This window comes from Streptomyces sp. NPDC000134 (genome assembly GCF_042899225.1).
GTDB lineage: Bacteria > Actinomycetota > Actinomycetes > Streptomycetales > Streptomycetaceae > Streptomyces.
The window spans coordinates 1-26928 of the sequence record NZ_JBIAZN010000025.1; the positions used below are offsets into that span (position 1 = coordinate 1).

The following is a 26928-nucleotide window of genomic DNA, read 5'->3' on the forward strand; positions in this document are numbered from 1 at the left end:
AGCGGGCGGGGATCGATCCGCGGTCGTTGCGGGGGAGTGCGACGGGGGTGTTCGCGGGGGTGATGTACAACGATTACGCCTCGCGGTTGCGGCGGGCTCCGGAGGGGTTTGAGGGGCAGTTGGGGTTCGGCAGTTCGGGGAGTGTGGCTTCTGGCCGGGTGTCGTATGTGCTGGGGCTGGAGGGTCCGGCGGTGACGGTGGACACGGCGTGTTCGTCGTCGTTGGTGGCGATGCATCTGGCGGCGCAGGCGTTGCGGTCGGGGGAGTGTGAGCTGGCGTTGGCGGGTGGTGTGACGGTGATGTCCAGTCCGGCGGCGTTCGTGGAGTTCAGCCGTCAGCGGGGTTTGGCTCCTGATGGCCGGTGCAAGGCGTTCTCGGACAGCGCGGATGGTACGGGCTGGGGTGAGGGTGTGGGCATGCTGGTGCTGGAGAGGCTGTCGGACGCCCGTCGCAATGGTCACCGGGTGCTGGCGGTGATGCGGGGTTCGGCCGTCAACCAGGACGGCGCGTCCAACGGTCTGACCGCGCCGAACGGTCCGTCGCAGCAGCGGGTCATCCGCCAGGCGCTCGCCAGCGCGGGGCTGGCCCCGTCCGAGGTGGACGCGGTCGAAGCACACGGCACCGGCACCACACTCGGCGACCCCATCGAGGCACAAGCGCTCCTCGCCACCTACGGCCGGGACCGGGCCGGGGAACCCCTGTGGCTCGGATCACTGAAGTCCAACATCGGGCACACGCAGGCCGCCGCCGGTGTGGCCGGTGTCATCAAGATGGTCATGGCGATGCGGCAGGGCGTACTGCCGAAGACCCTGCATGTGGACAGCCCTTCGTCGCACGTGGACTGGTCGGCCGGCGCGGTGGAGCTGCTGACCGAACAGCGTGCCTGGCCCACGGTGGACCGGCCGTGGCGGGCCGGTGTGTCGTCGTTCGGCGTCAGCGGGACGAACGCGCACATCGTCATCGAGCAGGCCCCCGTGACGGAGCGGGAGGAGACCCCGGAGCCGGTACACGAGGGTCCGGTGCCCTGGGTGCTGTCGGCACGCGACGAGGGTGCCCTGCGCGGCCAGGCCGAGCGTCTGATGTCGGTCGTGGACGAGCACACTCCCGTCGACACCGGCTACTCGCTGGCGACGACCCGGTCGGCGTTCGCCCACCGGGCGGTGGTAGTCGGCCAGAACCGCGCGGAACTGCTGGAAGGGCTGACCGCGCTGGCCGAGGGACGTCCCTCCGCCGGCCTCCTCGCAGGTACCGTCGCCACGGGCGGCGTGGGCTTCCTGTTCTCGGGCCAGGGCTCGCAGCGGCTGGGCATGGGCCGTGAACTGGCCGCCCGCCACCCGGTGTTCGCCGAGGCCCTGGACGAGGTGCTGGCCGCGTTCGATCCGAAGGTGCGCGAGGCGCTGTTCGGTGAGGACGCCGACGCGTTGAACGAGACGGGGGTGACGCAGCCGGCGCTGTTCGCGGTGGAGGTGGCGCTGTTCCGTCTCCTTGAGTCGTGGGGTATCCGTCCCGACGTACTGGCCGGGCACTCGATCGGCGAGCTGGCCGCCGCCCATGTGGCGGGCGTGTGGTCGCTGGCCGATGCCGCGAAGGTGGTCGCCGCTCGCGGCACGCTGATGCAGGCGCTGCCGACCGGCGGCGCGATGGTCGCCATCCGGGCGTCGGAGGCCGAGGTCGCACCGGAGCTGCCGGACACCGTGGGCATCGCGGCGGTCAACGGTCCGTCGTCGGTGGTGATCTCGGGTGTCGAGGCCGATGTGGAGGCGGTCGCGGAACGCTGGCGCGAGGCGGGCCGCAAGGTGACCCGTCTCAAGGTCAGCCACGCGTTCCACTCACCTCTGATGGACCCGATGCTGGACGACTTCCGCGCGGTGCTGGAGGACGTGTCCTACGAGGCGCCTTCGGTGCCGATCGTGTCGACGCTCACGGGCGTCCGGGCCACGGCCGAGGAGCTGACCTCCCCGGAGTACTGGGTACGGCACGTACGCGAGGCGGTCCGTTTCGCCGACGCCGTCCACACGCTCACGGCCGAGGGCGTGAGCACGTTCGTCGAGGTCGGTCCGGGCGGCACGCTGTCCGCGCTGGGCCAGGAGTCGGCCTCCGAGGCCGCCTTCGTGCCGGTGCTGCGCGGGGACCGGCCGGAGTCGGCCGCCGCCACCCTGGCCGTGGGTCATCTGCACGTACGCGGTGTCCGGGTGGACTGGGAGGCGTTCTTCGCGGGCAGCGGCGCCCGGCGGGTGGACCTGCCCACGTACGCCTTCCAGCACCAGCGCTACTGGCTGGACGCTCCCCGTGACGTGAGCTTCGACGAAGCGGCCGGCGGGCTCGGCCTGGCGGGCGCGGGCCACCCGTTGCTCGGTGCCGCCGTGGATCTCGCCGACGGTCAGGGCCTGGTCTGCACCGGCAGGCTCGGTACGGACACCCACCCGTGGCTCGCCGACCACGCCGTCGCGCAGACGACCCTGCTGCCCGGGACGGCGTTCGCGGAACTCGCGCTCGCCGCGGGCGGCCGGCTCGGCCTCGACGAGGTGGACGAGCTGACGCTCGCCGCGCCCCTGGTGCTGCCCGAGCGCGGCGGGGTGCGGCTGCGGGTGACGGTCGGCGGCGACGACGGCTCCGGCCGCCGCACGCTGAGCATCGACTCCTGCCCGGACGATCCGGCCGCCACCGACTGGACCCGGCACGCGACCGGCTTCCTCACCACCGGAACCCCGGACGCTCCGCCCGCGATCACGCAGTGGCCGCCCGCCGGAGCGGAACCCGTCGGCGTCGACGGACTGTACGACGCGCTGGAGGAGAACGGGTTCGCGTACGGACCCGTCTTCCAGGGCCTGCGGGCGGCGTGGCGTGCCGAGGGCGCCGTCTACGCCGATGTCGAGCTGGACGAGGCCCAGCACCAGGATGCCGCGTCGTTCGGCCTGCATCCGGCGCTGCTGGACGCCGCGTTGCACGCCTGCATGCTCGGTGGCCTCCTTGAGGACGCCGGCCGCCCCCGGCTGCCGTTCTCCTGGAGCGGCATCCGGTGGCACGCGACCGGCGCGACCGCGGCGCGGGTGCGGATCACCCCGGCCGGAACCGATGCCGTCACCCTGGAACTGGCCGACGTACAGGGCGATCCGCTGGCGTCGGTCGGGTCGCTGGTGCTGCGGCCGATCGCCGCGGAGCAGTGGGGTGCGCGGCACCGCGAATCGCTGTTCGGGCTGGAGTGGGTGGCCGCGCCGGCCTCCGCGGACGCCGCCGTGCGCGACTTGGCCGTCGTCGGCCCGGACGAGCTGAAGGCCGGTGCGGGCCTCGCCGCGGCCGGTGTCGTCGTCGGGGAGCACCGGGACTTCGCGGCCCTCGCCGAGGCGGGAGTGCCGGAACTCGTCGTCGTCTCGTGCGCCGAGGACGGCGCGGAGCCGGTCTCCGCCGCCCGTACCGCCGCCCGCCGCGCGCTGCGGCTCGCCCAGGAGTGGCTGGCCGACGAGCGGTTCCTCGACTCCCGCCTCGTCTTCGTGACCCGGGGCGCCGTCGCGACCCGCCCGGACGAGGACGCGTCCGACATCGCCGACGCGACGGTGTGGGGCCTGATCCGGTCGGCGCAGTCCGAGAACCCCGGCCGGTTCCTGCTGGTCGACGTGGACGGGCACGACGCGTCCTGGGCGGCGCTGCCCGCCGTCCTCGCCGGTTCCGAGCCGCAACTGGCGGTGCGTGCCGGTGACCCGCTGGTGCCGCGCATCACCCCGTCGCGGCCGTCGGCCGAGGAGGTCCCGCTCGCGTTCGCGCCCGGCGGCACCGTTCTGGTGACCGGCGCCACCGGCATGATCGGCGGGCTCGTCGCCCGGCACCTGGTGACCGGGCACGACGTCCGGCACCTGGTGCTGGCCAGTCGCCGGGGGGCGGACGCGCCCGGCGCCGACGCCCTCCGCGCGGAACTCACCGGCCTCGGCGCGCGGGTCACGCTCGCCGCCTGCGACGTCACCGACCCCGGTGCGCTGGCCGACCTGCTGGCCGCGGTGGACCCCGACCATCCACTGACCGGCGTGGTGCACTCGGCGGGCGTGCTGGACGACGGCGTCATCGGCTCACTGACCCCGGAGCGCATCGACACGGTGTTCCGGCCGAAGGTGGACGCGGCCTGGAACCTGCACGAGCTGACCCGCGGCCTGGACCTGACGGCGTTCGTGCTGTTCTCCTCGGTGGCGGGCACCCTCGGCGGTCCCGGACAGGGCAACTACGCGGCGGCCAACGCGTTCCTGGACGCGCTCGCCCAGCACCGCCGGGCGGCCGGGCTGCCCGCCACGTCACTGGCCTGGGGCCTGTGGGAGTCGACCGGCGCGATGACCGACGGACTCGCGGGCGCCGACCTGGCACGGATGTCCCGCTCCGGTGTCGCGGGCCTCACCGCGGAGGAGGGCCTCGCCCTGTTCGACCTCGGATGCGCGGCGGGCGACGCGGTCGTGCTGCCGATGCGGCTCGACGTCGGGGCCCTGCGCGGTGCCGCGCCCGACGAGGTGCCCCCGCTGTTGCGCGGCTTCGCGCGCCGGCGGGCCACCAGGGCGGCCGGCCACGCCGGCGAGGAGCAACTGGCGCGGAAGCTGGCCGGGCTGACGCAGGAGGAGCAGGACCGGGAACTGCTGCGGCTGGTCCGCGACCAGACGGCGGCCGTGCTCGGTTACGCGGCGGACGGACTCGACGTCACCGGCTCCCTGGCCCAGCTCGGCCTCGACTCCCTGACCGCGCTGGAACTGCGCAACCGGCTCGCGGGCGCGACCGGGCTGAAGCTGCCCACCACCGTCGTGTTCGACCAGCCGACCGGCCCGGCGCTCGCCGCGCACCTGCGGCGCGAACTCGCCTCCGGGACCGGCGGCGGCGCCCCCGACCGCACGGCCGCCCTGGCGGCCGAGGACACCCTCACCGGCCTGTACCGGCAGGCATGCGACCTCGGTCTGTACGAGGAGGGGTGGCACATGGTGAACGCCGCCTCGCTGGTCCGCCCGGTGTTCGAGACGCCGGACCAGGCGGAGCCGCTGCCGCCGGTCACCCTGGCGACCGGACCGGGGGTCCCGCTGCTGTGCTTCCCGCCGACGATGGCGCCCTCCGGCCCGCACTACTTCGCCCGGTTCGCCCCCGTGTTCGCCGGCGAGCGGGACGTCACCGTGCTGCCCCACCCCGGCTTCGCGGCCGGCGAGGCACTGCCCGCGACCAGGGAGGCGATCGTCCGCTACCAGGCCGAGGCCGTCCGGAGGCAGGCGGGCGACCGGCCGTACGTGCTCGTCGGCTACTCGTCGGGCGGATGGATGGTCAACGCCGTCGCCGCACTCCTCGAACAGCAGGGCGGCGCACCCGCGGCGGTCGTACTGCTGGACACCTACATCGCGACGAACTCGTTCGAGAACCGGCTGGAGACGGCACTGCGGGAACGCGCCGCCACCGACCAGGCGTTCGAGCTGATGACCGGGGCGCAACTGACCGGACAGGGCGGCTATCTGCGCGTGTTCGGCGACTGGGAGCCCGAACCGGTCGAGACGCCCACACTGTTCGTGCACGCCACCTTCCCGCCCGGGGAGTCGGCGGCCCTGGAGACCGAGGACCACTGGCAGCCGCAGTGGCCGTTCCCGCACGAGGAGACCGACGTGCCCGGTGACCACTTCACGATCATGGAGCAGCACTCCGAGTCCACGGCACTCGCCGTGCGGGCCTGGCTGACCGCCGACCGCGACGCCGACTGAGACGACCGCTCATCCCGAGCACGAGCACAAGTACAAGCACGAGCACAAGTACAAGTACAAGCACGAGCACAAGTACAAGTACAAGTACGACGACACCACCACAGCAGAACGGACGACGACCATGACAGTTGCCGACGGCAGCAACCTCTGGCTCCGCCGGTTCCACCCCGCCCCCGACGCCCCGGCCCGGCTGGTGTGCTTCCCGCACGCGGGCGGATCGGCGAGCTTCTACTTCCCCGTCTCGGCCGCGCTCGCGAGCGACTGCGACGTGACGGCCCTCCAGTACCCCGGCCGTCAGGACCGGCGCGCCGAACCCAACGTGGACGACATCGGCGCGCTCGCCGACCGGATCGCGCCCGAGCTGGCGCCGCTGTTCGACCGGCCCGTGGTGTTCTTCGGGCACAGCATGGGCGCGATCATCGCGTTCGAGGTCGCGCGCCGGCTGCAACGCAGTGGTCACACGCCCGCGCTGCTGTTCGCCTCCGGCAGGCGCGCCCCGTCGACGCGGCGCGTCGAGACCGTGCACCAGCGGGACGACGACGGGCTCGTGGCCGAACTCAAGGCCCTGAGCGGCACGGACGCCCAGGTGCTCGGCGACGAGGAACTGCTGCGGATGGTGCTCCCCGCCATCCGCAGCGACTACCGGGCCATCGAGACGTACGGTCCCGTGGAGGCGACCGTCGACTGCCCGATCACCGCCCTGGTGGGCGACGCGGACCCGAAGTCGACGGTCGAGGAGGCACAGGCGTGGCGGGCCCACACCACAGCCGGGTTCCACCTCCAGGTCTTCGCCGGGGGCCACTTCTACCTCAGCTCGCGTGCGGCCGAGGTCATCGAGGTGATACGGGAGGCGCTGCGCGACGCCGTGGCCGTCGTATAGGCGCGGCGAGAATGAGCGGGGGGCGGACGGTCTTCCCGTCCGCCCCCCCGCCGGCGCCGGCCGCCCGGCGGGGCGGGGCGGCGACAGTGATTGTCACTGTTTCGTCGTGATGCGGGGCCGGGGCAACCGAAGGTGCGGGACGATGGTCTGACAGGCGGGAGTTTCACCAGGGGCGGTCCTCCGCCCGCTTCGACAGTCTCAGAGGGAGGGGTTGACCGGCCATGGGAGACACAGGCAGAAGGGGTGCCGTCGTACTCGGGGTCACCGCACTGATGGCACCGCTCACGCTGGCGCTCGGCGCCGCGCCGGCCCAGGCGGCGAGCTGCACCACGCAGACCGGCCCGTACCAGAAGAAGGTCGAGAAGTTCCTCGGCCGTCCGGTGGACGGCAAGCAGTCCGCCGCCGACTGCAAGGCGATCCGCGCCTTCCAGACCAAGCACGGCATCCAGCCCAACTACGGCTACGCGGGCCCCGTCACCTGGGGCGTGATGGACCTGATGCAGAAGCAGAAGGCCGTCGGCAAGAAACCGAACAAGTCGGGCAAGTGCCCGACGAACAAGGGCCGTATAGCCTGCGTGAACCTGACCCTCCAGTTGAGCTGGGTCCAGGACGGCAAGGACCTCGTGTACGGCCCGGTGCCGGTGCGCACCGGCCGCGACGGCTACGAGACCCGCACCGGCCTGAAGAAGATCTACTGGCGGCACATCGACCACCACTCGACCATCTACGACGTGCCGATGCCCTACAGCCAGTTCTTCGACGGCGGGCAGGCGTTCCACTCGGTCGGCGTCAGCATGTGGAACCCGCCGGGCTCGCACGGCTGCGTCAACATGACCAAGACCGCGGCGAAGAAGTACTGGTCGCTGCTGAAGACGGGCGACGACGTGTACGTGTACGGCCGCAAGCCGGGCACCTGACCGGGCCGGGCGCCCGCTCGCTACCGGTGCGAGCGGGCGCAACCGCCCTGGTTAAAGTGACGGCATGTACATGTGGAAGCGGACGTTCAGGTTCGCGGCGGTGTCGGCGGTGACCGCGCTGGCTCTGACCGGCTTCACGACCGGCGGTGGCGGGAGCGGCTGCGGCGCCTCCCGCCAGGACCACGACGGCTCCTCGGCACCGGCCGTGCGCGACGGCGAGCCGTCGGGAAGTCCCGCAAGCTCGGGCACCAGCACCAGCACCAGCACCAGCACCAGCACCAGCACCGGACCCGCCCGCCGTTCGCCCACCCCCACGGCGTCCCCCTCCGTGCGGAGGAAGGACGGCACCGCCGTGCTCGTGCGCTGCGCGACCATGGACGACCCGTACGCCACCGTCGGGGTACGCAATCCGAACGGACGCGAGGGCGTCTTCACCGCGCGGATCAACTTCAGGTCCCGCACCGGCTCCACCGTCAGGGACACGGTCATCATGGCGCAGGTTCGGGTCCCGGCGCACAGCACGGTGACCCAGCGCACGTTCGTCACCGGCGCGAACAGCGTGGAGAAGCCCGAGCGCTGCGCCGTCGACCGGCGGGCCGCCTTCGACTGGTGACCGGCCGGGGCCGGGGCCGGGGCCGCCAATCTCAGAGCCTTCTGAGGTGGCGCGGCTAGCGTCCCGTGCATGGTGCGCGATTACCTGATCATCGGGGCCGGACCGGCCGGACTGCAGCTCGCCGCGGCACTCGAACGCGACGGACGTGACTACGTCGTCCTGGAACGGGGCAGCGGCCCGGGGACCTTCTTCACCCGCTTCCCCCGGCATCGGCAGCTCATCTCCATCAACAAGGTGCACACCGGGTACGACGACCCGGAACTGCGCCTGCGCATGGACTGGAACTCGCTGCTCGCCGACGACCCGGAACTGCTGTTCACCCGGTACACCGACGACTACTTCCCCCGCGCCGACGACCTGGTGCGCTATCTCACCGACTACGCCGAACGCACCGGCGTCCGCGCCGAGTACGGCACGGAGGTCGTCCGCGTCTCCCGCCCGCACGGCGTCTTCACCGTCGAGGCCGCCGACGGCCGGACCTGGCGGACCCGCCGGCTGATCGTGGCCACCGGCGTCTCCCGGCTCAACGTCCCGCCGATCCCCGGCATCCGACTGGCCGAACGCTACGACGACTTCGACACCGACCCGGCCTCCTTCACCGACCAGCGGGTGCTGGTCGTCGGCAAGGGCAACTCGGCGTTCGAGACCGCCGAATCCCTGATGGCGAAGGCCGCCGTCATCCACGTGGCGGGCCCGCACTCGCTGAAGATGGCCTGGCAGACCCACTTCGTCGGCCATCTGCGGGCGGTCAACAACAACTTCCTCGACAGCTACCAGCTCAAATCGCAGAACGCCGTCCTGGACGGCACCGTGGAGAGCGTCGAGAAGGCCCCCGGCGGCGGATACCGGGTGCTGTTCCGCTACGCCCGCACCACGGAGAAGCTGCGCGAACTGCACTACGACCGGATCATCCTGGCCGCCGGCTTCCGCTTCGACGCGAGCGCCTTCGACGACACCTGCCGCCCCGCGCTCGTCATCGACGACCGGTTCCCCGAACAGACCGCCGCCTACGAGTCGGTGAACGTCCCGGACCTCTACTTCGCGGGCACCCTCACCCAGCAGCGGGACTTCAAGAAGTCCACCAACGGCTTCATCCACGGCTTCCGCTACGGCGTACGGGCCCTGCACCGCGTCCTCGACGCCCGGTACCACGACATCCCCTGGCCCGCCCGGCCGCTGCCCGCCGCACCGGAGGCGATCGCGGACGCCGTCGTCGAGCGGGTCAACCGCTCCTCCGGGCTGTGGCAGCAGTTCGGGTTCCTCGGCGACGTGGTCGGCGTGGCCGGGGACCGGGCCGTGTACCAGGAGGAGGTCCCGCTCGACCTGGTCGCCGGCGGCGGACTCGGCCCCGCCGAGCACCGGTTCGTCGTCGACCTGGAGTACGGGCCCGGACACGACCACGTCGACCCGTTCGACGTCAGCGTCCCCCGGGTGGTGGAGAACGACGCCGAGCACGCCAGCGACTCCGTCTACCTGCACCCCGTGGTCCGCCACTACCGCGACGGCGTCCTCGACGGCACCCACCACCTGGCGGAGAACCTGGAGAACGACTGGGACATCCCGGCCGTCCACCGGCAGCCGCTCGCCTCGTTCGTGAAGGAGTGCCTTGACTGAGCCGTTTCCCGGAGCCCTCCTGGACCTGCTCGGCGCGGCGGGCGACCGCGTGGTCTTCGAGCACCTCGGCAGGAAGGTCACCGGCGCCGCGCTCCTCGCGGACGTACGGCGGGTCACGCACGGCCTGCGGCGGCGCGGCGTCCGCCCCGGCGACGGCGTCGCCCTGCTGCTGGGCGTGAGCCCCGAGGCGTTCGCCGCGGTCGTCGCGGCCCACACCGTGGGCGCCCGCGTCGTCGGCGTACGGCCGGGGCTGACCGAACGGCAGCAGGCCCACCTCCTCACCGACGTCACCCACCGCGTCACCGACCGCACGGACGACGACCCCGGCAGCCCGCCCGGGACCGTCCTGCGCCTCGCCGACCTGCTGTCGGACCCCGACGACGGCGTACGCCCCCGGGTCACGGCCCGGCCCGGGGACGTCGCCCGGCTCATCCACACCAGCGGCAGCACCGGCCTGCCCAAGGCGTGCGCCCAGACCTACGCGGCGATGACCGCGGCCTGGGCGCTCCGGCCGGACGCCTGGCCGCCCGCCGTCCGCGAACTGGCCGGCCGCCTGGACCGGTTCCTGGTCTTCGGCACCCTCGCCAGCCAGGTGATGATGGAGTACGGGCTGCTCACCCTCGCCGCCGGCGGCACCCTGGTCACCGCCGACCCGCCCGTCTTCCCGGACGCCTTCGTACGGCACCGGGCGACCGCGAGCGTCATCACCGTCGCCCGGCTGACCGCGCTCGTGGCGGCCCAGCGCCGGTCCCCCGTGGACCTCGGCTCGCTGCGCGCCCTGATGGTCTCCGGGTCCCCGCCGGGACCGGCGCGGCTGCGGGAGGCCGCCGAGGTGCTGGGACCGGTGGTCTTCCACGGCTACGGCCAGACCGAGACCGGCATGATCTCCATGGCCACCCCCGCCGACGAACCCGGCTCCCTGGGCGTGCCGCCCGTCGAGCTGGAGGTGCGCGACCCCGAGGGCCGGCCCGTCCCGCCCGGCACCGACGGCGAACTGTACGTCCGCACACCGTCGCAGAGCCGCGGCTACTGGCGCGAACCCGCCCGCACCGCCGAGGTGTTCACCCCAGACGGCTGGGTCCGCACCCGCGACCTCGGACATCTCGACGGCACGGGCCGGCTCTGGCTCACCGGACGCACCCGTGACGTGGTCATCGTCAACGCCAACGTGTACTACACCGGGCCCGTCGAACGGCTGCTCGGCACCCACCCGGCGGTGGCCGAGGCGTACGTCACCGCCGTCCCCGACGACAGCACCGGGGAGGCCGTGCACGCCTTCGTGGTACCCGCCGCCGGCCGGGCCCCCGCCCTCGCCGAGCTGCGCGCCCTGGTGAGCGAGCAGCTCGGCGAGGCGTGCGCCCCGGCCCGGCTCACCCTGATCGACGAGGTACCGCTCACCCCCGCCGGGAAACCCGACCGACGGCGCCTGGCCGAGCGGAGCTGACCTGGAGAAAGGCCCGGCCCCGAGGGGGCCGGGCCTTTTCTCAGTGGCTCTCCGCCGCCACGACGGGCGCCGGGTCCGGGCGGTCGTCCCGCTCGCCGCGGGGCCGCTCCCGATGGTCGATCCACGTCAGCAGCGGCGTCGCCATGACGGTGGTGACGATGGCGACCACGACCAGCGCGCTGAACATCGCCTGCGTCACGATGCCCGCCGCCAGCCCCAGGTTCAGCGCGATGAGCTGCATCAGGCCCCGCGCGTTCATCAGCGCCCCGACCCGCAGCGCCACCCGGTTCGGCTCGCCCGCGATCCGGGCCGCCAGCCAGCAGGCACCGAACTTCCCGGCGATGGCGACCAGGACGCACCCGCCGGTGAACAGCAGCACCGGCCCCGAGCCCAGCAGCGTGAAGTCGGTGTTCAGCCCCGAGTAGGTGAAGAACAGCGGCAGGAACAGCCGCCCCACCGGCTCCAGCGTCTCGACGCTGCGGTCCAGTTGCCGTGAGCGCGGGAAGACCAGACCCAGGCTGAACGCGCCGAACACCGCGTACAGGCCGATCTCGTCCGCGTACCAGGCCACCAGGAACAGCACGCCGACCAGCACCAGCAGCAGGCTCTCCGGCGTGGCCCGTTCGGCGGCCAGCACCGTGCGTCCGCGCAGCTTGGCCACCACCGCCAGGATCGCGAGGAGACCGAAGCCGCCGCCGACCGCCAGCGACACCAGCCCGGCGCTGCCGCCCGCGATGCTGAACACCCCGGCGAGCAGCACCCAGGCCACCGCGTCGTCGACGGCGCCGGCCCCGAGCGACAGCGAACCGTGCCGGGTGCCCGCCAGGTTCCGCTCCGCGATGATCCGGGCCAGCATCGGGAACGCGGTCACCGCCAGGGCGACGCCCACGAACAGCGCCGACACGGTCAGGGAGACGTCCGGGGCCATGGCGCCGGTCCGCTCGCCGACGGCCACGATCAGCAGCACGCCGAGCGCCACCGGCACCAGCACCCCGGCGGCCGAGACCAGCCCGGCCGGGCGGGCCACCCCGCGCAGCCGGTCGACCCGGAAGTCCCAGCCGACGTGGAACATGAACGCGACGAGGCCGATCTGCCCCACCACGTACAGCACCGGCCGCAGGTCCTGCGGGAAGAGCCCGGACTCCACGCCGGGCAGCAGCGCGCCCAGCACCGAGGGGCCCAGGACCACTCCGGCCAGCATCTCGCCGACCACGGGCGGCTGCCCGACCAGGGCCAGCAGCCGGCTCACCACCCGGCACACGACCAGGATGACCACGACGGCGAGGAAGAACGCGGGGGCCAGATCCGTGGCGCTCATCTGCCTTTTCCTTCCGGGTGGGCGGCCGGGCAGCGCCCGGCCGGGGGATGCTCCTCGAAATAACGGGTCGCCAGGCGCAGGTGCCGGGCGTGCAGCACCATCACCGTGCCGAGCACCAGTTGCCGCACCCCGCGGGTGACGTCCTCCACCGCGTCGCGCAGTCGCACGAACCGGCGCAGCAGCGCCAGGCGCGGCCCGGGGGACAGACCGCGGGGGATCAGCAGACAGGGGGCGCGGTGCGGGTTGGACCGGGTGTGCGAGGCGGTGGAGTCCAGGCGGTAGCGGCGCAGCACCTCGCGGACCGCGGCCCGCAGCACCAGCGGCGACAGCCGCCACGCCGGGCACGGCCGGTTGGCCGCCACGCCGAACGGGATGTGGTGGGCGTCCCGTACGGACAGCGCCTCCCACCGGTCCGGGTCGAACACCTCGGGCCGGTCGTAGCCCGTGGCGTGGTAGTCGGGATAGCTGAAGCACACCACCGAACCGGCCGGCAGCACCGTCTCCTCGTCCAGCGGGATCTCCCCGGTGGTGATGCGGTGCGCGATGCCGAACAGCGGGTAGAGCCGCATCGTCTCGTCCAGGACGCGGGTGAGGTACCGGTCGTCGCCGGCGTCGTCCCGCAGCCTGCGCTGCGCCTCGGGGTGGCGGGCCAGCGCCAGCAGGACGTGCGCGGTCGCCTCCGAGAGCTGCACCACGGCCGTGTTGAAGAACGTGCCCTGGAGGTAGTGCACCTGCTCGGGCAGCGACAGCGAGGCCGGCAGCCGGTGCGGCACGTCCCCGGCCGCGACCCGCCGGCGCAGGTACGCCGTCAGCCTCGCCCGGCGCCGCGGATGCCGCAGCCCCGTGCACTTCAGCGCGTCGATCACATCCTCGGCGTGCGCGGTGATCAGGTCCCGGGCGTGCGCCGGGCAGGGCTCCTCGAAGACCAGCTCGTAGGCGAACTCGGCCCACGCCGGCATCACCAGGTCCCGCAGCCGCACCGCGGTGATCCGGGAATCCGGTACGGCGTCCAGGGCGCGGCCGATCGCGCCGGTGGCCGCCGCCGTGAGCGCCGCCGACCCGCCGGCCAGGAAGCGGCGCGTCGTCGCGGCCACCTCCTCGTACCGTTCGCCCGGCTCCAGGTGCTCCTGGTGCACCTCCGGGCCCGGCGCGAGCCAGTACCAGAACAGGTCGGACAGCCCCGCCCCGGCGCTGCGGCCGTCCGCCGCCGGGTGGGCGTAGACCCGCTCGAACACCTCCGGTCCGTGGGTGGCGTCCGGCAGGGTCACCGCGCGGTCGCCGTTGACCTTCTCGAAGATGCGCCCGCGCAGCGCCACCACGGTCCGCGGCAGCCACCAGCCCCGCGCCGCCGGGCCGCTCACCACGGACCGCCCCTGCGGACGACCATGTCGCCGGTCAGATCGGTGTTCCGGCGGCCTCCGCACAGCGCGAGGGTGTGGTCGTACTCGTCGCGCAGCGCCGCCAGGACCCGGCGCACCCCCGGCTCGCCCTCGGCGGCCAGCCCCCACACCACCGGGCGTCCCACGCCGACGGCGCTCGCGCCGAGCGCCAGGGCCACGGCCACGTCGCTGCCCCGGCGCACCCCGCCGTCCAGCAGCACCGGCACCCGGCCCGCGACGGCGGCGGCGACCGCGGGCAGACAGTCCAGGGCCGCCGGTACGGCGTCCGACTGGCGGCCCCCGTGATTGGAGACGAGCACACCGGCCACGCCGTGCTCGACGGCGAGCCGGGCGTCCGCCGGGTGCAGGACCCCCTTGAGCAGCACGGGCAGCGTGCTCCGCCGCACCAGGTCGTCGACGTCCGCCCAGGACACCGCCGGGGACATCGGGATGTCCGTGAGCGCGCCGGGCGGGGCGCCGGGCAGGTCCCGCATGTTCTCCGCGGCGTGGCCCGGCGGCAGGTCGGTGAAGCCGTTGCGCAGGTCGCGGGTGTGCCGGCCGAAGACGGGGGAGTCGACGGTGACCACCAGCGCCGTGCAGCCGGCCTCCTCGGCCCGCCGCACCAGGGCGTGGGTGACCTCCCGGCGCGGGTGCGGATACGTCTGGAACCAGACGGCCGCCGCCCGGTCCCGGCCCCGGGCCGCCGCGACGACCTCCGCGACCGGCGTGGTCGAGGCGGCCCCGGTCACCAGCACGGCGCCCTCCGCCGCGGCGGCCCGCGCCGTGGCCGCCTCCCCGTCGGGGTGCAGCAGCCGGTGGAACGCCGTCGGCGCCACGAACACCGGGGACGTCCCCGGCGCACCCGGCAGGTCCACGGCGGTGTCCCGCCGCTCGCCGCCGCACAGCACCCGCGGCAGCAGCAGATACCGGTCGAAGGCCCGCTCGTTGTCGGCGAGGACGCGTTCCTCGCCGGCCCCGCCCGCCACGTAGTCGTAGTGGACGGGGTCCAGTGCCTGCCGCGCCTTCGCGTGCAGGTCGCGCAGGATCACGGGGTCACCGGTGCGGCGGGGGAGCGGTGGGCGGCCAGGAACGCGCGCAGCGGGGCGCGGTGGAAGGACTCGCTGTCCCACTCGTTCTCCAGGTTCTCCGCCAGGTGGTACTCCGCGACGAACGCGCCGCCCCGGTACCAGCGCACGACCGGATGCAGATAGCGGCCGTCCAGACCCGCCGTGTCCTGCTGGGACTTGCGGCCCGCGGTGACGTCGAAGGGGTCGACGCGGTCGTGGCCCTCCCCGTACTCCAGGGTGATCACCGCGTGCCCCGCCGCCCGGCCGAACTCCCCGGCGGCCACCGCGTCCGGCACATGGCCGACCGGGACCTCCTCGGCGTAGCGCCAGGTGCCGTCCGGGGCGAGCAGCAGCAGGTCGCCGAGGACGCCGAACTGCTGCCACAGCGCGGAGGACCGGTTGACCCGGGTGATGACCGCCTCCACCGCCCGCTCCGGGTCGGTGCCCAGCACGGTCACCGGCCACGGCTCGCCGTCGTAGCGCTGCCGCAGGGTGCGGTGCAGGGCGCGGACCGTGTAGCGGAAGCCGTGGATGAAGCCGGTGGTGGCCTTCTTGAAGTCCCGGCCCTGCATCAGCGTCCCGGCGAAGTACAGACCGGGCACGTTGACCGACTCGCCGACGGCGGTCAGCGCCGGGAAGCGGCCGCCGACCGTCAGCTCCGGCGCGCAGCTCTCGTCGAAGGGGGAGGTGTCGACGCGGAAGCCGGTGGCGAGGATCACCCGGTCGTAGCGGATCTCCTTGACGACGTCGTCGGCCCGTTCGAAGGCGACCGGCAGCCGGAACCCGTCCTCGGCCTTGCGGATCTCCAGCACCCGGCCGTCCAGCAGCGCGTTCTGCGACTTCAGTTGGTAGCTGTCGAGGAAGTTGTTGTTGACCGCCCGCAGATGTCCGACGTAGTGCGTGCGCCAGGCCATCGGCAGCGACCCGGAGCCGACGACGTGGATGACCGCCGCGTGCTCCATCAGGCTGTCGGCCGTCTCGAACGCGGAGTTGCCCCGCCCGACGATCAGCACCCGCTGGTCGGTGAAGGACTCCGGGTCGGGGTCGAAGGAGTCGTACCGTTCGGCCAGTTCGGCGCCGGGGATGTCCGGGACGTTGGGCAGGAAGACCCCGGTGGCGGCCACCACCCGCCGGGCCCGCCAGGTCCGGCCGTCGCGGGCGGTGACGGTGAAGCCGTCGGCGTCGCGGGAGACCCGCTCCACGGCCGTGTCGTAGTGGGCGCGCACCCCGGTCCGGGCGGCGAAGTCCGACAGATAGCGGAGCATGATGTCGGCCGGCGGGAAGTAGCGGCGGCTGTACCGGGTGAACAGCAGCTCCGGGTCGTCGCTCAGCAGCGAGTTCCAGTCCATCCGCAGCCGCAGCTCCGGATCGTCGTATCCGGTGTGCACCTTGTTGGTCGAGATGAGGGTGCGGTGCCGGGGGAACCGCTGGAAGAACGCGCCCGGAACGCCGCCGCGCTCCAGGACCACGTAGTCGGCACCGTCACGTTCCAGGGCGGCGGCGAGTTGCAGTCCCGCGGGCCCCGCTCCGATGATCAGGTAGTCGTGCGCCATGGCCCGGAAGCTATCCACCGCAACTCAGAGGGCTCTGAGATTCCCCGCCTACGTTCGTCACCGTGCCCACCGCCACCGACTCCGTCACCCTCACCGGCCCCCTGGACCCCGTCGCCCTGCGCCGCGCGGCGACACCGCTCACCGTCACCGTGGACGCCGCGGCCCGCGCCCGCATCGAGCGCGGCCGGCGCCTCTTCCGCGCCCTGCGCGAGGACGGCCCGGTCTACGGCGCCACCACCGGCTTCGGCGCTCTGGCCGGCTACGCGGGCCGCGCCGACGAGGCCGACCAGTGCGACAACACCCTCGCCCACCTCGGCGCGGGCCAGGGCCCGGACCTGCCGGCGGACATCGCCCGCGGCGCCCTGCTGCTGCGCACCTGGTCCCTGGCCCAGGGGCACTCCGGTGTCTCCGCCGAGGCCGTCGACCGGCTCGCCGCGATGTTCGCCACCACCTTCGCCCCCGCCGTCCCCCGCTACGGCTCCGTCGGCGCCAGCGGCGACCTCATCCCGCTCGCCTACGCCACCCAGGCCCTGCGCGGCCGGGGCCACGCCTACCTGGACGGCCGCCGGATGCCCGCCGCCGACGCGCTCACCGCCGCCGGGCTGACCCCGCTCACCCTGGACGGCCGGGACGCGCTCGCCCTCGTCAACGGCACCTCCGTCACCACCGCCGCCCTGGCCCTGGCCCGCGACACGGTCCGCGCCGCCCATCGCGCCCTCGCCGACCTCACCTGCCTGCTCACCGACCTCCTCGGCGGCGACCCCGGCTTCCTCGACGCGGACCTGCTGCGCGCCTACGGCCACCCCGGCGCCGCCGCCGTCGGCACCCGCATGCGGCACGCCCTGACCGGCGCCACCCCCTCGGGCACCCGGCCGCTCCAGGAGCCGTACAGCATCCGCTGCTCCCCGCAACTCCTCGGCGCCGCCGAGGACGCCCTGGCGTACGTCGACGGGGTGGTCGCCGCCGACCTGGGCGGGATCAGCGACAACCCGCTGTTCTTCGCCGCGGACGGGACGGCCGGCAAGGTGGTGCACGGCGGGAACTTCTTCGGCCAGCCCGCCGCGTTCGCCGCCGACCTGCTCGCCTCCGTCACCGCCCAGCTCGGCAACCTCGCCGAGCGCCAGCTCGACCTGCTGGTGGACCCGGTTCGCAACGGCGGCCTGCCGCCCATGCTCACCACCGCCCCCGGCGTCCAGCACGGCCTGCAGGGCGTCCAGCTCGCCACCACCGCCTTCGTCGCGGAGATCCGCCGCAACGCCGCGCCGGCCGCCGCCCAGAGCCTGCCGACCAACCTGCACAACCAGGACGTCGTCCCCTTCGGCACCCAGGCCGCGCTGCGCTCCTACGACACGGCCGGCCTGCTCGGCCTGCTCGTCGGGTCGCTCGCGCTCGGCCTGCGCCAGGCCGCCCACGCCGGGGCCCGCCGGCCCACCGCACCCCGGTGCGCCGCCCTCCTGGAGACGCTGGAGGGGGAGATCGCCCCGGTGGAACCGGACCGCCCGCTGGACGCCGACGTACGCGCCGCCGCCCGACTGCTGCTCACCCGTGACCTGCCGTGACCGGCGTGGACTTGGCGGGCACGGGCGGGGGAGCGCAGGGCGGCAGCCGGATGGTGAACCGGGCGCCGTGCCCCGGCCGGCCCGCCGCGGTGACCGTGCCGCCGTGGCCCGTGACGACCTCCCGCAGCAGCGCCAGCCCCAGCCCGTACCGGCCGCCGTCCCCGGCCCGGTGGAACCGCTCGAACAGCCGCTCCGCCTCGGCCGGCCGGAAACCCGGCCCGGTGTCCGACACCGTCAGCTCGACCAGCGGACCCGAGCGGGTCAGCACCACCTCGATCCGTCCGCCCGCCGGGGTGTGGCTGATCGCGTTGGACAGCAGCTCGCCGACGGCCCGGCGCAGCGCCGACTCGATCCCGCCGACGTACAGCGCGCGGTGCGCGCCGTCCACCGTGACGGTCAGACCACGGTCCCCGATCCGCTCCGCCTCCTCGGCCACCACCGACTCGGCCAGCGCGGTCAGGTCCACCGGCGCCCGCTCGGCCGGCCTCGCGGGGTCCGCCGTCAGGCTCGCGGAGAGCAGCAGGTCGTCCAGGACCGCGCCGAGCCGCCCCACGGAACCGACCAGCCGGTCCAGCCCGTCGCGGTGCTCCGCCGGCAGCCCCGCGGCCCGCGCCTGCCGGGACAGCACCTGCGCGCGGGTGTACACCCGGGTCACCGGGGTGCGCAGTTCGTGACTGGCGTCCGCGACGAACCGCCGCTGCCGGGCCAGCGCCTCGGCCAGCGGCGCCACCGACAGCCTGCCGAGGACCGTGCCGGTGACGGTCGCGGCGATCAGCCCCACCAGTTCCGCGACACCCAGCGCGTACCACAGGTGCCTGCGGTCGGCGAGCTGGAAGCGCATGTCGAACACCGCCTGCACCAGGTCCCCGTCCGCGCGGAGCTGACTGCGCACCCGGTAGACCGTGCCGGCCCGGTGCACCACCCGCTCCACCGCCTCGCCGGTGCGGCGCACCGTCTCCAGGTCGGCCCGGACGGGGAACCCCTTCGGCGCGTTGGCGAGCGGGGTGACGTCGTCCGCGTACAGCCAGGTGCACACCGGCGGACTGGACAGGTCGCCGCGCGAGGCGCCGTAGCGCAGTTCCCGCCACACCTGGTCGCTCTGCGCGCGGGTCATCACCGCGTCCGCGACGAGGCCGACCATCACCATCAGTAGCGTGATGATCGCCGCGGTGATCACGGCGATCCGCAGCCGCGCCAGCCGCACCTCCGTCCGCTCCGCGAACTGCGAGAACCTCACAGCGCCCCCAGCTCGTAGCCGAGGCCGCGGACCGTGCGCACCACCTGCCGGCCCAGCTTGCGGCGCAGGTAGTAGACGTAGGTGTCGACGATGGACGAGGCGGGCGCCTCCTGGAAGACCATCCGGCGCAGCTCCGTGCGCGAGTACACGATGCCGGGCCGGGAAGCCAGCGCCCACAGCAGCGCGAACTCCCGGGCCGCCAGGGCGATCCGCTCCCCGTCGGGCAGCTCGACCTCGCGCGGGCCGACGTACAGCTTGCCGGCGCCGATCCGCAGGACGTCGGTGACGTCGAGGGCGCGCCGGCACAGGGCGCGCAGCCGGGCGGAGAGTTCGTCGAGTTCGAACGGTTTGACCAGGTAGTCGTCGGCGCCGGCGTCCAGGCCGTCGACCCGGTCGTGCACGGTGCCCATCGCGGTCAGCAGCAGCACCGGTGTGCGCACCGCACGCGACCGCAGCCTGGCCAGCAGGTCCAGGCCGTCCAGCACCGGCAGCCGCCGGTCCAGCACCAGTACGTCGTACTGCCGGGTGAGCCCCAGGTGCAGCCCGCGCTGTCCGTCGGCCGCGGTGTCGACGTGGTACCCGTCGTCGCGCAGCACCTCGGAGAGCATCCCGACCAGGTCCCGGTCGTCCTCGACCAGCAGCAGCCGGCCTGCCTCCCGTTCCTGTGCGTGTGCGTGTGCGTGCGCCACCGTGCGGCTCCTCTCGCCCCCGCCTCGACGTCAACTCCCGCGCGGGACACGGACGTTCCGTGTCCCCGGCCGGATTGCCGAACGAGGATTCGATCGGCGGGATCAAGCTAGCGCGTACCGCCGCGGGGAGGGAGCCACCGGGAACACCTGTCCGTATCCCGCACTCCCGGCCGTCCCTCATCCGCGTGCCCACCGGTCACACCCCACCCGTCCACCGCTCGCCGCTGGCCGAAAACCGCCGCGCAGATCCGCCGGGGAATCCCCTCGGCAGGCGCGTCCGCGGCCACCTCGGCGCCCAGCCGTGCCGTCTCCATCGTCCTCGGCGTCATCCGGCACTCCGCTCACGCCGCCCGCCCGCCCGGCACGGACCGCCCGCGAGCGGCGGCACGCGGGCGAGGGCCGGACGGTGCGGACGCGCGGGGCGACAGGATGTACCCGTGTGCTGAAGGACGGCCATGCGGGCGAACGGCGGCTGCCCGGCGGCGGCGTCAGGGCGAGCCGTACGGCCTCGGGCCCGTCACCGCCCTTCCGGCGGCAGGATCTCGACGTAGCCGTCGCTCCCGTGGACGCGGACCCGCTGTCCGTCGCGAATGAGCCGGGTGGCCTCCGGCACGCCCACGACGGCGGGCAGACCGTACTCGCGGGCGATCACCGCGCCATGGGTCATCAGACCGCCCACCTCCGTCACCAGGCCCGCGATCCCGACGAAGAGGGGCGACCAACTGGGGTCCGTGAAGGTGGTGACCAGGATGTCGCCGGGGCGCAGGTCGGCCCGCGCCACGTCGTGGACGACCCGGGCCCGCCCCTCCACGGTGCCCGCGGAGACCGGCAGGCCGGTCAGGGCGCCGGCCGGCACGTCGTCGCGCCGGTACGTGCCGTCGAGGGCCTCGCCGTCGGAGGTGAGCACCCGCGGCGGTGTGAGCGCCCGGTGGGCCCGGTGGTCGTCCTTGCGCCGCCGGATCAGGTCGCCGTCCACCCGGTGCGAGCGCACGGCGTCGCCGAGTTCCGGGAAGGTGAGGTAGAAGGCGTCCTCCCGCTCGGCGAGCACCCCGGACCGCACGAGCTGCTCGGCCTCCCGCAGCAGCGCCTGCTTGTACAGGTAGGTGCGGCTGACGATGTCGTACTTCGGGTACTCCCGGTACCCGATGAAGGTCCGCACCCGGTCGATCATCCGTTTGGTCTCCTCGGCCTTCCGGTCTCCGTCCGGCAGGGCCCGGAGGCGGGACAGCACCTCGTGCTCCTTCTCGCGCGCCCTGCGCTGCCCCTGCGCGAAGCGCCGCTCGGCGGCGCCCGGCTCGAAGGCCCGTACGTTGTCGAGGATCAACGGCACCAGCGCGGCGGGGTGTTCACCCCACCGGGGCCTGGTGATGTCGATCTCGCCGACGCAGCGCATGCCGTACCGGCCGAGGTAGGTCTCGATGGCGTCGCGCGCCGCGCCACCGCCGGGCAGCCCGGCCAGCTCGTCCAGGAAGCCGTCGTCCTCGACGCCTTCCAGGAACGCCACCACCTCCGGGTGCGGGCGCACGGCGTCCGCGACGTCGAGCAGCTCCAGTCCCATCCGCGAGGTGACGTTGCCGGGGGCGGACAGGGTGAGGGTGTCGGCCGCGTTCTTCTCGCCCAGCCACTGGCGCAGGTTGTCGTTGAGCCACCAGGTGGCCTCCATCCCCGCCATGATCACCTTGATGCTCAGCGGATCACTGAGGACGCGCTTGTGCTCCTCGAAAGCCTTGAGCAGGAAGTCGAACAGCGCCGGTCCGCTCCGGGTGCGGATGTCGCGTTCCAGGGCGGCGATGGACGCCTGACTGCGGGCGATCAGTTCGGTGACGACGGCCGGATCGGTGTCGACGGGCGCGGGCGGACCGCCGGCCGGTGCTCCGCCGTGACCGGCGCCCGGCCGCCCGGCCGGGCCCGCGTCGGGCAGGGAGGACAGCAGATCCTCGCGGTCGAGGAGGGTTTCCAGGGCGTTCCTGGTCAGCGGATCGCCCTTGCCGATGAGGTCCAGGAGGCCGGCGCGGGCGGCGGGTGCGGCCAGGCGCGCGGTGACGTCCACGAACAGCCGTCCGCCGGCCTCGTGCATCGGCGCCATGGCCGTCATCCGCCACATGGACAGCCCCAGGGGCTTCATGGCGTCGGTCATCATCTGCTGGTGACCGACGGAGAGGTAGACGCGCGGGGCCGTGCCGTCGGTCTCGGGCACCGGGAACAGCGTGGTGATCGGCCGGCTCTGCACGATCTGGAACTCGTCGCCGGCCAGGCACCACTCGATGTCCTGCGGGCGGCCGAAGTATGCCTCGATCCGCCGTCCGAGCCGGACGAGCCGTACCACCTGTTCGTCCGTCAGCGCGGGCAGTCGCTGCCGCCGCGGGTCGATCGGCACGTCCCGCGTGCCGCCGGTGGGCAGTGCCTGGACGGCGTGCCGCTTGGCGGCGATGGTCCGGGCGACGATCTCGTCGTCGCGGACCGTGAAGACATCCGGGTTCACCAGCCCGGACACCAGGGCCTCCCCGAGGCCGAAACCGGCGTCGACGGTGGCGGTCCTCCGGTGGCCCGTGACAGGGTCGGCGGTGAACAGGATGCCGGCCGCGTCCGGGAAGACCATCCGCTGCACGACCACGGCCATCCGGACCGTGCGGTGGTCGATGCCGTTGCGCAGCCGGTACACCACGGCCCGCTCGGTGAACAGCGAAGCCCAGCAGCGGCTGATGTGCCGCAGCACCTCCGCCGGCCCCACGACGTTCAGATAGGTGTCCTGCTGGCCCGCGAACGAGGCCGTCGGCAGGTCCTCCGCCGTCGCGCTGGACCGGACGGCACACGCGGTACGGTCGCCGAGCCGGCCGAGCGCCCGGGTGACCGCCGCCGCGATGCCGCCGGGGACGGCGATGCCCTCCAAGGTCCGGCGGATCTGCGAACCGAGGGTGCGGATGCCCTCCAGATCGTCCGGGTCAAGACGCGACAGCTCGTCGAGGCGGTCGTCGAGCGCGGGCTCCTGCGCCATGATCCGCCGGAAGGCGTCCGTCGTCACGCAGAACCCGTCCGGCACCCGGACGCCGTCGAGCCGGGACAGCGCTCCCAGATGCGCGCCCTTGCCGCCGACGACCTCGGTCCGCGTCTCGGCGGCCTCCCGCAGATCCAGCACGTACTGCTCGGTCATTGTGATGCGATACCTCCATGGCAGCCGTGCCCCGCCGCACTGCACCGGTCGATGGAACTCCCGGCGCCCGAGATCCGGGGAACCTGTGCCCGGCGCCGTCCTCGTCCGTGGCCGCACCGCTCGTCCTGACGTTCCCGTCGTTGACGCAGGTGGTGGCCACGGCGGACGATTCTGCGGCACCGCCCGGGGCTTGTGGCAAGCCCCCATGCGTGCTATACGTTGGGAGAGGCAGGGAGAGGAAACTCCCTGCCTTTGTCGTCGGCGCTCATGGATGTGAGGGGGACGGACGGCTTCCCGGGCGAACCCGGTCAGGGCGTGAGCTGCTTGGGAGTGCCGCCGGACACGGTGATCCTGCGGGGCTTGGCGTGCGCGGCCAGCGGGATGCGCAGGGTGAGCACACCGTTGTCGTAGGCCGCCTCGGCCGCCGCGGTGTCCAGGGCGTCGGACAGGGTCAGATGGCGGGTGAACCGTCCGGCGGGACGCTCGGTGAGGACCGGCCGCGCACCGGCCGGGACGGGGGAGGGGCGCTGGGCGCTCAGGGTGAGCGAGGTGCCCTCCGTGGTCAGATCGATGCTGGAGCGGTCCATGCCGGGCAGGTCGAACTGCAGGTAGAACGCCTCGTCGTCGCGCCAGGCGTCCACCGGGATGACCGAACTGCCCGCACGCGTGAGCTGATGCGTGAGCCGGTCCAGCTCCCCCAGAGCGCCGGTACGCGCAAGCATGCCTGTTTCTCCCTTCGCTGTGACACGGGCACTGCGCCTGCGGTCCCGTCCCGCAGACGGCCCACTTCCGTATAACGCAACCGGGCTTTGATCGACAAGTCGGAGCTGTGACAAATCGATGGCTTCCGACTCAAGTCCGCGGCTCTGCGGAAACCGTGTGTGACCTCTCCCTCACGCAGTAGATTCGTCCCCGCGCGGACAGCACGGGCCGCGCGCCTTCCGGACCGGCGCGATGGGGAGGAACACGGTGCGTCCCGGAGACGAACTGGCCGGCCGTTACGTCGCGAAAGAGGTCATCGGCACGGGGCGGAGCGGCGAGGTGTGGCTCGCCCACGACACGGTGGTGGGGCAGGACGTCGCCCTGAAGCCCGAGCGGATCGAGGGAGACCGCGAGACCGCGCTGCAACTGCTGGGCGAGGCGCGGGCGCTGGCCAAGTTCCGCGACCATCCCCACGTCGTGACACTCTTCGACGTCGTGACCGAGGCGCCGGCGCAGGACACCGCCACGACGTACTGGTTCGTCATGGAGTACGTGCCCGGCGGCCTGGCCCGGAAGCCGCCGCTGCCGCCCCGGCAGGCGGCCCGTATCGGCGCCCAGCTCGCCACCGCGCTGGCCGCACTGCACGAGGCGGGAGTCGTCCACTGCGACGTCAAGCCCGCCAACATCGGCCTCACCCGGTACGGCAAGGCCAAGCTGCTGGACTTCGGCGCCGCGTACCGCGTCGGCGGCGTCGAGACCATCACGGCCAACCGCCCGTACGGCTTCACCCCCGACTACGCCGCTCCCGAACTGGCCCGCGGGAACGTCCCCCGGCCCGCCTCGGACGTGTTCTGCCTGGCCGCCACGCTCCACGCGCTGGTCACCGGCGCACCACCGCGTGGGGACGCGGAAGGACGGACCGGAGGCGAGGACGGAGAACGGCTGACGTGCTGGAAAGCGGAACAGGGAGTCGTGGAGATCGACGCCCGTGCCGTGGGCGCCCTGTACCCCGTGCTCTCGGCCATGCTGCGACGCGATCCGGCGCGACGCCCGGACGCGTTGGAGGCGGGGCGGCTCCTGGCAGCCGTGGCCGAACGCGGGGACCGGCGCCCCCGCGGCCGCCGGTGGCTGCTCACCGCGGCGCTCGCGGTGAGCGCCGCGGTGGCGGCCGCGCTGCTGACCGTCCCGGGCGGCCGGGCCGACCGGGACGACGACGCCGTGACCGGGGCCGGCCGCGGCTCCGCCCAGCGGCAGCTTCCCGGTGACCCCTCACCGGGCGCGGCGCGGTCCCTGGTCGGCGATCCGCACACGGCCGACGTGTGCGCCCTGGCCGACACCGCGGCGTTCGACCGATTCGGCAAGAGCCACGTGGATGTGGACTACGGCAACTTCGACCGCTGTGACGTGCTCGTCCAGACCGATGACAGGAACCGCATCGATGTGTCGTTCCAACTGCGCGACGGCTCGCCCCCGGAGGTGTCGCTGCCCTCCCGGACCATCGGGGAGATCGCGGTGCGGGAGGAACCGCCGGCCGAGGACGAGTGCGGGCTCCTGCTGTCCCACGGAAAGCGGGGCGAGGCGGGCGATGTCGTCCGGGTCCGCGTCGACGTGGGCGAGGGTACGGTGGCCGGCGGCGCGGCCACGCTGTGCACGGTCGCCGAAGCCGCCGCCCGCAGTGCCGCCGACGCGCTCAACCGGGGCCCGCTGCCCCGCCGCCGACCCGGCTACCCGGCCGACTCCCTGGCCTGGGCGGACGCCTGCGGGCTGCTCGACGCCAGGGCGCTGTCCGCCGCCGTGCCGGGCATCAGCGCCGGCACGCCCGAGGCGGGCGTGGCGAACTGGAGCTGCGAGTGGTTCAGCGACATCGACGACCTGGAGGCGGGGATCGCCTTCTTCCGCGACCAGCCCAAGTCCGCGCGTGACGGCGACCCCGTCCGGCTGGGCGGCAGAGACGCCGTCGTGGTGCCGGCGGGCAACGGCGACCGGACCTGCACCGCCTTCGTCCTCTACCGCGAGTACAGCGGCCACGACGCCGAGACCGCCGCGGAGATGCTGCGCCTGTACGTCGGCGGCCTGCGGCCCGCCGCCGAACTCTGCGACATGGTCACCGGCCTCGCCGCCGCCGCGGCCGCGAAGCTGCCCGCCGATTGACTGCGCCCCGGCGCTTTCGGGACGGGTCCCGGACCGGTCGGCGCAGGCTGGAGGGCGCGTGGGGCCGGGGCCGGTCGACCGCGGCCCCACCGTGCCGTTCCGCCGGCGTCGCACGCCCCGCGCACCGAGGAGACCAGTGATGCCTTTCTCCACCAGCCTGGCGCGCGGCGTCGCGCCCACCGAGCCCGGAACCTTGCACGCGCGCACGGTCACCGGCGACCTCCGCGTACCGCCCAGCCCGGGACGGACCGTCCGCTTCGGGCGGGGCGAGCCCCCCCACGTGGACCTGGAGGTCGGTGTCGACGATCTCCGGGTGAGCCGCCGGCACGGAGAGCTGACGTTCCGTCAGAACCGCTGGTGGCTGCGGAACACCGGGCTCCAGCTCGTGCGGCTGCCGCGCGGCCGGTGGATGCACACCACCACCGAGCCCGTGCCGCTCACGACCGGATACACCCCCCTGTTCGTCACGGGCTCCGGCTACCGCGAGCACCTGGTCGAGCTGTACGTGGCCGACTACGACGACCGGGGCCCGGTCTCCCGCCGCCGGGCCGACACCCTGCGGCCGCAGACCTGGGCCCTCGACGACGACGAACGGCTGCTCCTCGTCGTCCTCGGCCAGCGCTACCTGCTCTACGAAGAGGACCCGCGGCCCCTGACGTACTCCATGGCCGCCCGGCAGCTCGTCCACCTGCGCCCGGACGGCAACTGGAACGAGCGCAGGATCGAGTACCGGATAGAGGCGGTACGCCGCCGGCTGCACGGCACCGGCTTCAAGTACGCGCTGATGCACGACAGATCCGAGGAACGCCCCTCCGACAACAGCCTGCTGCACAACCTGCTCAAGGGCCTGGTCGAGTCGACGACGCTCGTGCCGCCGGACCTGGACCTGATGGATGTCGCCCCCGGCGGGCCGGACGGAACCCCCGTGGGGCAGCCGTGACGCCGG

17 protein-coding genes are annotated in these 26928 nt (G+C 73.7%); 9 read left to right on the plus strand and 8 right to left on the minus strand.

The features are described from left to right. The 6 genes from ACFY32_RS29610 to ACFY32_RS29635 all read left to right on the plus strand — a co-directional run. The coding region (locus tag ACFY32_RS29610) for a type I polyketide synthase (RefSeq protein WP_390675851.1) at positions 1-5708 on the plus strand (5708 nt) is incomplete at its 5' end. 121 nt (positions 5709-5829) lie between these two features. Then, a complete protein-coding gene (locus ACFY32_RS29615; protein WP_390675852.1) occupies positions 5830-6588 on the plus strand; it encodes a thioesterase II family protein in 759 nt (252 codons plus the stop codon). Between the two features lie 221 nt (positions 6589-6809). Further along, complete coding sequence (locus ACFY32_RS29620; RefSeq protein WP_390675853.1) at positions 6810-7505, plus strand: L,D-transpeptidase family protein; 696 nt, start codon at positions 6810-6812, stop codon at positions 7503-7505. A gap of 64 nt (positions 7506-7569) precedes the next feature. Then, positions 7570-8118, plus strand: a complete 549-nt coding sequence (locus ACFY32_RS29625) for a hypothetical protein (RefSeq protein WP_390675854.1) — start codon at positions 7570-7572, stop codon at positions 8116-8118. Between the two features lie 69 nt (positions 8119-8187). Continuing rightward, positions 8188-9732: an NAD(P)-binding domain-containing protein gene (locus ACFY32_RS29630; RefSeq protein ID WP_390675855.1), complete on the plus strand. Its 1545-nt coding sequence runs from the start codon at positions 8188-8190 to the stop codon at positions 9730-9732. Then, complete coding sequence (locus ACFY32_RS29635) at positions 9725-11176, plus strand: class I adenylate-forming enzyme family protein (RefSeq protein ID WP_390675856.1); 1452 nt, start codon at positions 9725-9727, stop codon at positions 11174-11176. Before ACFY32_RS29630 ends, ACFY32_RS29635 begins: the two co-directional genes overlap by 8 nt. A 40-nt stretch (positions 11177-11216) precedes the next feature. Here ACFY32_RS29635 and ACFY32_RS29640 read toward each other — a convergent pair whose 3' ends face one another. The 4 genes from ACFY32_RS29640 to ACFY32_RS29655 are packed head-to-tail and all read right to left on the minus strand — an operon-like array spanning position 11217 to position 16493. Next, positions 11217-12494 (minus strand): cation:proton antiporter, encoded by a 1278-nt coding sequence (locus ACFY32_RS29640; RefSeq protein WP_390675857.1) that lies wholly within the window; start codon positions 12492-12494, stop codon positions 11217-11219. After that, the gene (locus tag ACFY32_RS29645; protein WP_390675858.1) at positions 12491-13858 is read right to left on the minus strand and encodes a cytochrome P450; all 1368 of its coding nucleotides are present in this window, start codon (positions 13856-13858) and stop codon (positions 12491-12493) included. The genes ACFY32_RS29640 and ACFY32_RS29645 overlap by 4 nt, the downstream gene beginning before the upstream one ends. Further along, positions 13852-14922 (minus strand): alpha-hydroxy acid oxidase, encoded by a 1071-nt coding sequence (locus ACFY32_RS29650; protein WP_390675859.1) that lies wholly within the window; start codon positions 14920-14922, stop codon positions 13852-13854. The genes ACFY32_RS29645 and ACFY32_RS29650 overlap by 7 nt, the downstream gene beginning before the upstream one ends. Continuing rightward, positions 14919-16493 carry an NAD(P)-binding domain-containing protein gene (locus ACFY32_RS29655; RefSeq protein WP_390675860.1) on the minus strand — a complete coding sequence of 525 codons (1575 nt, stop codon included), beginning with the start codon at positions 16491-16493 and terminating at the stop codon, positions 14919-14921. The genes ACFY32_RS29650 and ACFY32_RS29655 overlap by 4 nt, the downstream gene beginning before the upstream one ends. 62 nt (positions 16494-16555) lie before the next feature. Between ACFY32_RS29655 and hutH the strand changes: the two genes are divergently transcribed. Continuing rightward, positions 16556-18052, plus strand: coding sequence for a histidine ammonia-lyase (hutH, locus tag ACFY32_RS29660; RefSeq protein ID WP_390675861.1), 1497 nt, complete (start codon positions 16556-16558; stop codon positions 18050-18052). Here the strand turns inward: hutH and ACFY32_RS29665 are convergent. From ACFY32_RS29665 to ACFY32_RS29680, 4 genes are all read right to left on the minus strand, one after another. After that, on the minus strand, positions 18033-19289 hold the full coding sequence (locus ACFY32_RS29665) for a sensor histidine kinase (protein WP_390675862.1): 1257 nt from the start codon (positions 19287-19289) through the stop codon (positions 18033-18035). The genes hutH and ACFY32_RS29665 overlap by 20 nt on opposite strands. Further along, complete coding sequence (locus ACFY32_RS29670; protein ID WP_390675863.1) at positions 19286-19978, minus strand: response regulator transcription factor; 693 nt, start codon at positions 19976-19978, stop codon at positions 19286-19288. The genes ACFY32_RS29665 and ACFY32_RS29670 overlap by 4 nt, the downstream gene beginning before the upstream one ends. 517 nt (positions 19979-20495) lie before the next feature. Further along, on the minus strand, positions 20496-23129 hold the full coding sequence (gene rph, locus ACFY32_RS29675; protein WP_390675864.1) for a rifamycin-inactivating phosphotransferase: 2634 nt from the start codon (positions 23127-23129) through the stop codon (positions 20496-20498). Between the two features lie 308 nt (positions 23130-23437). Beyond that, positions 23438-23851 (minus strand): Hsp20/alpha crystallin family protein, encoded by a 414-nt coding sequence (locus ACFY32_RS29680; RefSeq protein WP_390675865.1) that lies wholly within the window; start codon positions 23849-23851, stop codon positions 23438-23440. A 247-nt stretch (positions 23852-24098) separates the two neighbouring features. On the opposite strand from ACFY32_RS29680, the gene ACFY32_RS29685 reads away from it, so the two are divergent. Further along, positions 24099-25982 (plus strand): serine/threonine-protein kinase, encoded by a 1884-nt coding sequence (locus ACFY32_RS29685; protein ID WP_390675866.1) that lies wholly within the window; start codon positions 24099-24101, stop codon positions 25980-25982. 139 nt (positions 25983-26121) lie between these two features. Continuing rightward, a complete protein-coding gene (locus ACFY32_RS29690; RefSeq protein ID WP_390675867.1) occupies positions 26122-26922 on the plus strand; it encodes an FHA domain-containing protein in 801 nt (266 codons plus the stop codon). Positions 26923-26928: the final 6 nt, after the last annotated feature.